This is a genomic window from Streptomyces sp. NPDC022910 (genome assembly GCF_055561075.1).
Window position 1 is genome coordinate 1 of record NZ_JBVHHL010000128.1, and the last position, 5,852, is coordinate 5,852.

The window sequence follows — 5,852 nt, forward strand, 5'->3', positions numbered from 1 at the left end:
GTTCACTACTGCTCATGGGTGTGCAATCTCCTGTCGTGCCCTCTCAGGTTAAACGTTCACAGAAGGGCGTCTCACCACAGGCTGACAGAGAGGGGTGCGAGCACTGCACGCGGCTGTCCGGTTCGCCGGCGATGGCATGGGTCGGGTTCCACAGGGACGCCCTGAAGTGGACGGGCCCGGCAGGAGAGCCGACTTACTTCTCCACTTGGCCGACGCTTCACCGAGGATCCTGCCAGCGCTGCCGCACTCAGCTCACCTCCGTCGCCGACGGCTCGGACATGATCATGGTGACGATCTTCAGCCTCACCCGCAGCGCCGACCTAGCTCCGGTCGGGCACAGTTACCGCGAAGCGGCGGCACCCTGGATGACCATCACGCTCGCGCCCGACCCGAAACGCCTCACGTGACGGTCTGCGGCTAGCCTCCACGGATGACTCACGCGTGGATGGGGCTGGCGGATCTGATAACCGACCCCCATGACTGTGACCACCACTCATGCCGGCATGCCGCCGTGATGTGGTTCGAGCCCTGTGCCGGCCCCGATGACGGCCGCCGCTTCTACGCGTGCGATGGGCACGCGGGGCTGTTCGCCCGGAGCGTGGCTCTGGCGTCGGCCGCAGGCGGAAAGGTCGTCTGAGAGAGGCTTTCCGTGCTCCCCGCCCTACTGTGGAAGGGCAACGATCTCTCCTGGGAGCACAACGAGTGACAGCGTCAATGGAGCGGCTCTGCGACTGGGTCGTCAATAAGGACAAGGTCTGGGTCCACGGCGACCGGATCACCGACGGCCACGTCGCTCTCGATATGCGCCTCACCCCGGGGCTCGACCCTGGCGAGATCGACCGGGACGGGCAGTGGGTCCTCCGTAAAGCGCAGCCCTCACGCTGGGTGGCTGAGCAGCACCCCGACCTCTCAGACGTCATTCCGGACCCGGCCGACGGCTCGGACTGGAGCGAGGTCGTCTGGTCGGCCTGGGTGACCCGGGGCCTGCGTATCGGCGCGCTACAGGGTGTAGCGGTGGCCGTGGACCACGGGTGGCTCTCGCGCCTTCAACCCGGCTTCCGGATCGAGGGGGCTCCCGGGCAGGGGATCCTGCGGATCGTGACCAAGAAGCCCGAGCCGTCGCTGCTGTCGGGCGGTGCCGTTCACCGAACGGTGGTCGGTGTCGTGATGCCCACGTCGATCGAGGGTTCGGGTGCGGTCCTTGAGGCCATCGTGCAGGACCTGAACGTCTAGGTTCACCGGGTGAGCAAGCGGCCTCAGCTTCCAGGTGATCCCTCCGACCTGTACCTGCGCATCTAATACGACGACGAACTCTGCCCGGGTTCCGCAGAAGTCAGCTCGCCTAGAGATACAAAGTGGGCCATGACCTGCAACTTCACCGCCTCCTGTCCGAATCGTCCGTGTCTCTAGGCGTTGGCATTCTTACTGGTCAGGGAGTTGGCGAGACGGGCATCCCTCCCCGGCAATGCCGCAAGAAACGAGGGTGTTTCACTATCGTTCGCCCCCTTTATGGACCCGCCTCGGCGCGGCTTGACGGGACTCGAAGCGCGCTACGTGATCAGGTAGCGTGGTGGCAACGCCCGGCATCAAGGGGCCACTTGGCGGTCGTCACCGCGCTGACCAGCGAGAATGCCAGCGCCTAGAGACACGCCCCCTCTCCATGACTTACTGCATCCTCCCTGGTCAGCCCGCATCTTGTGACTCTAGGTGAAGGGAATTCTGCGGAACCCCGGCTCTGGGACACCCCGCAGGCCGACACGATGGAGCGTGTCCCTCCTCCACCGCCGGCGTGGGGTCGATGACGTTCTACCGGGCGCACCTCGACCGCGGCCGAAATGCGTACTGGGCTATGGAGCAAGAGTCGGAGGAGCTGTACGAGACCGCCCAGGTCCTCCTCGATCCCGAGACGGGCTCCTTCACCAGCGAAGTCAGCGAGCTGCTTGAGTACGTCGGCTCCGGGCTGCTCGTCGTGGACCGGATGACCTTGGATCCACCATGGCGTGGGCACGCCCTGGCGGCCGTATTCGGCTGTGAGGCAAACTCGGCGGATTTGCCAAATACCTCCAGCGCCCACACACCGCGAACAGTGTCGCCTTCGGCGCACTGGAGGACGCGCGGCATGGTTAGCCTCGCCTTCTCCCCCCGTGTGGGAACGCTCCCGCCGCATCCTGCTGGAAGCCTCCGTCGTCCTCCTGGACGGGCACGTGGAGCGGTCCGGCGCGGTCAACGTCATCGTCCACCAGGCCGAGGCCATGGCGGTAGCGACGGCATCCCGCCCCCGTCCCCGACGGCGATAGACCCGGGCGGGACTTCTCACGTCAGGGCAAGGCGGCGACCGACCGGGGAGCCATCAGGTCGGCGAACGGGGTGCGCACGTCGGGCGTCGTCAGCGGACTGATGTCGGCGCCGGCGTCCCGCGCGGCCCGGAGGACCGTGACGAGGTCTCCGCTGGCGAGGGTTTCCACGGGGCACTGCTCGCACTCTCCGGTCCGGTCATGCCCGTTTGCGGCAGTCGACGCGGCGCGCGCGTGTGCGAAAACCTCGGCCGGGCCGTCGGCGCGGACCGCGTACCAGGATCCCTGCTCCTCCGGCAGGAGCGCCGCGGCGACGCCTGGGTACATCGGAAGGTGGATGCGGTCGTCGTGGACGCGGATCACGAAGACCTGGTCCAGGCTGTCGCAGCTGTCCGGCTCGGGCGCTTCCTGCTCAAGCCAGGCGATGGCCTGCGTGCGGCTGCCGGGGCCCCACAGGTACTCCGCCGGAAAGTGCGTGGTGGCGTTCCGGGCGTCGTACTCCATCAGATTGGGATCCTCTCGCTCCCCGGGCCAGAAGACCGCGCGCACGAGTACGAAGGTGAATCCGTCCTCCTCCTCTTGCTCCTGCTGGTGGGCGAGCTGGGCTGCGTGCCCGGCCCTCACGGAGCCGGTGGTGGTGTTCCACCGGATGGCGACCACGTCGCGCGGGATCGGTGCCGGGTAGAGCCGGCCACCCGGGGTCGCGTGGCCCCACAAATGGTTGATGATCTCTGCGAGGTCGGACAGATCCCTGTATACGTCGACGGGAGTGAGGAGGTGGAACATGCCGTGGGCGGTGACGTTCCGCAGGTTCTTCTTCGCCCTCTCGATCCCGCGGTTTCGCTGGCCACGCAGCAGGCCCTCGCGCCGCGCCCACTTCAGCAGTCCGTCGAGCATTCCGTTGAACGGGGTCCAGATGTTCGAACTGCCCATCCGTATCTCGGGCTTGCGGAGCCTCTTGTACTGATCGTGGAAGTCTGCATAGCTGGTGTAGGCGATCTGGCGCTCGCTGCCTGCCTGGTTCCGGGCGGTGATGGTGCCGTTGTGGTGGGCGGCGAACCGGTCCCGCAGCGCCTGCTCCAGCGTCAGCTTGGCGGCGTCCGAGACCAGCGTGAACAGGTCGTAGCACAACAGCCCGTGGGCGTAGCCGGCGCACAGCTGCTCGAACTTCTGGCGGGTCGTCTGTGCCACATCGTCGGCGAGGAACAGGTTGCTGATCAGGCGCTGCTGATAGTCCGCGGCGTCCTGGGGCCGCATGGGTCCGCCGAGGCCGAACGGCGTGAAATGCAGGACTCGCGGGTCCACGGCCTGGAGCGCGGCGAGGGGGTCGTTGGTCGTCGAGGTCACCGGTGCGGCCCTTCAGATGTGAATGTGGCGAACCTAGAAGGATCGGGCAGGGAAAGGGGACCGCGCAACCCGATTGGTTCGGCTCGCCGACCACGGACGGGAGGGACCGCCCTGCCGTGGCCGGACGTAGGATCCTTCGACGTGACCGCTATTTCGTTCGATGACCTGATCGACCTGGAGCGCGCTGCCGTCGAGGCGAACGACGCGGTCAGGGACCTGCCCTACAGCGCGGAGTCGTGGAAGCCCTGGTTCGACGCCTCCGCGGAGTTCCAGATGAAGGTGACGGCGTACGCAAAGGCGGAGGGCAAGGACCGGGTCTCGGTCGAGATGGACGTGAAGAAGGCTGTCCGGCACCCGGTGTCGATCGGGGATGCCGCGTAGGCCAGTGCGTTGCAGGGTCCTACGGAGCCAGAGGTCCGCACCGGCGGATGGCGGCCATAGGCTTCCCCCATGAGTACGGTGCGTGCCCGGGTGTGGCGTTTCACGGTTGAGAAGGGCATGGCTGGCGCTGACGCTGTCCAGGCCGTCGAGATCGGGCAGGGCTCTCTGCCGGTGTCGTTGGCTGCTGTGGTCAACATCAACGCCCTTGCCTGCGACCTGCGCAAGACGGTCGATCAGCGTGTGCGCGATCACGAGATCAGCCTCCTGCTCAGCTATATCGCCGGCAGCCCGGGTACTGGCCCGCTCGGGGTCGACTGCCCCGCCCTCGACTCCAGCTCCCTCCACATCCGGCGTTTCGTCAGCGAGTGCACCGGCCTTGGGGTGATGACCGCTGTCAGCGAGGCCCTTTTCGACTGGGAGTCAGGGGTCAACGGTCTCAGCAGCTTCGACGTCCTGCCCGGGAAACTAGTCGGCACCTACGCGAAGAAGGGTGTGCGGCCGGACCTGCTGTACGACCTTGCCGCCGGCCCGCTCGCCGGAGAGGCGCGGGGCCGCCGCCGCGACCACCAGCAGATGTTCCCTGCCGGCAAAGGCACCCAGCCGCAGAAGACACGCCTGGAGAAGCTCGCGCAGTGGTCCGTCGACCACGACGATCACGCCTACTTCATGAGCTGGGTCTGGCTCGGCACGGGCGGCGTCTACGTCGACATCTTCCTTCCCGACGACTCCCCGGCCACGGCCGGGCTCAGCACTGGGTGGATCGACACGCCGGGCGGCGCAACTCCCTGGCGATTCCGTGTTCCCCGGCCAGATCCCCGCCGACGCACGAACCTGGAACCGGAGGAACCCCTCCTGAACTGGCCTGATGACATACCCGAGTCCAGCGGTGAGGGTCCGGCCGATGGAGCCGGGGCCTACGCCGAGACGGCGATCAGGCGGGCCGAACTGCTGGTCGAGGCAGCCATGAACCGGTCCTTCGGCCGTGAGGACACACTCGGCACGTTCTCCGGCGTTGAGGTCCGCGGCCGGTGGATCCGCGGCGATGCCGTCGGCCCGGCACGCCAAGAGGTGCTGCTCGGCGTCCTGGGAGAGCGCCTGCCCCTGGACCACAGGGCCCAGCGCCGCCGGCTGGACTCTCCAACGGCTGACCGGCTCGACGTGTTCCTCGAAGGCCGCCTCCTCACCATCGTGCATCCGGTCGACAGCCCGCGGCCGAGCTGGGACCGGATCCAATCAGAGTTGCTGGAGTAGACAGGCCGCAGGTCCGGCCCGACGTCGCGAGACTCGCGGAGGCGGCCAAACGCCCACAACGCGGTCAGGGCCGCCCGCGGCCAGGAGACCTGGTTCATTGGGCCCGCCGCACGCGCGGCGCCCTCCGTCCCTCCAGCAAGGGCAGCGTCGACGCTGCTGCGGCCGGGCAGGAGCTTCTCCGCGCACGCGACGAAGCGCTGGTCGGGGCAGGGACAGCCTGACAAGCCCGGATCCAGGTCATGAACCTCCATCAGACCAAGGGCCGGGAAGCCGACACCACGATCTTGCTCCTCGGAAGCAACGAGTTCCAGGGCTCCGAAGGAGAGCCGTATCCGACCGGCCCCGAGCTGCTTGTGCGTCGTCCTGACCCGCGCCAGGAACGGACACTTCGCGTTGTTCCCCACCTGGTCCACGGTCTGGGAACCACTTGTCGCGGCTCTGCGATTGAGGCGGCCGACGCGCACTGTGACTCGGGTGAAAGGGACTAGACGAGTAGTTCCGATGTGATCAGTGGTCGTAGGCGATCAGCGACCGGGTGACCGGTGCACCGATCTTGTTGTTGTGCCAGATCCCGGCGGC

6 protein-coding genes are annotated in these 5,852 nt (G+C 67.2%); 5 read left to right on the forward strand and 1 reads right to left on the reverse strand.

Annotated elements, in window-relative coordinates:
- Positions 1-14: 14 nt before the first annotated feature.
- The 3 genes from ACZ3TS_RS42305 (at position 15) to ACZ3TS_RS42315 (ending at position 2,297) form a co-directional block, all read left to right on the forward strand.
- Positions 15-407: a GFA family protein gene (locus tag ACZ3TS_RS42305; protein ID WP_467628394.1), complete on the forward strand. Its 393-nt coding sequence runs from the start codon at positions 15-17 to the stop codon at positions 405-407.
- Between the two features lie 295 nt (positions 408-702).
- The gene (locus ACZ3TS_RS42310; RefSeq protein ID WP_467628382.1) at positions 703-1,233 is read left to right on the forward strand and encodes a hypothetical protein; all 531 of its coding nucleotides are present in this window, start codon (positions 703-705) and stop codon (positions 1,231-1,233) included.
- A gap of 911 nt (positions 1,234-2,144) precedes the next feature.
- Positions 2,145-2,297, forward strand: coding sequence for a hypothetical protein (locus ACZ3TS_RS42315; RefSeq protein ID WP_467628385.1), 153 nt, complete (start codon positions 2,145-2,147; stop codon positions 2,295-2,297).
- A 21-nt stretch (positions 2,298-2,318) separates the two neighbouring features.
- Here ACZ3TS_RS42315 and ACZ3TS_RS42320 read toward each other — a convergent pair whose 3' ends face one another.
- Complete coding sequence (locus ACZ3TS_RS42320; protein ID WP_467628388.1) at positions 2,319-3,641, reverse strand: hypothetical protein; 1,323 nt, start codon at positions 3,639-3,641, stop codon at positions 2,319-2,321.
- Positions 3,642-3,782: 141 nt separating this feature from the next.
- On the opposite strand from ACZ3TS_RS42320, the gene ACZ3TS_RS42325 reads away from it, so the two are divergent.
- Both ACZ3TS_RS42325 and ACZ3TS_RS42330 read left to right on the forward strand, forming a co-directional pair.
- Positions 3,783-4,022, forward strand: a complete 240-nt coding sequence (locus tag ACZ3TS_RS42325) for a hypothetical protein (RefSeq protein ID WP_013000024.1) — start codon at positions 3,783-3,785, stop codon at positions 4,020-4,022.
- A 69-nt stretch (positions 4,023-4,091) separates the two neighbouring features.
- Positions 4,092-5,273: a hypothetical protein gene (locus ACZ3TS_RS42330; protein WP_467628391.1), complete on the forward strand. Its 1,182-nt coding sequence runs from the start codon at positions 4,092-4,094 to the stop codon at positions 5,271-5,273.
- The last annotated feature ends 579 nt before the right edge of the window (positions 5,274-5,852 follow it).

Bases quoted from the DNA above. Each gene is read 5' to 3' on its own strand.
- ACZ3TS_RS42305 (WP_467628394.1), top strand. From the start codon at position 15: ATGGGTGTGCAATCTCCTGTCGTGCCCTCTCAGGTTAAACGTTCACAG.
- ACZ3TS_RS42330 (WP_467628391.1), top strand. From the start codon at position 4,092: ATGAGTACGGTGCGTGCCCGGGTGTGGCGTTTCACGGTTGAGAAGGGC.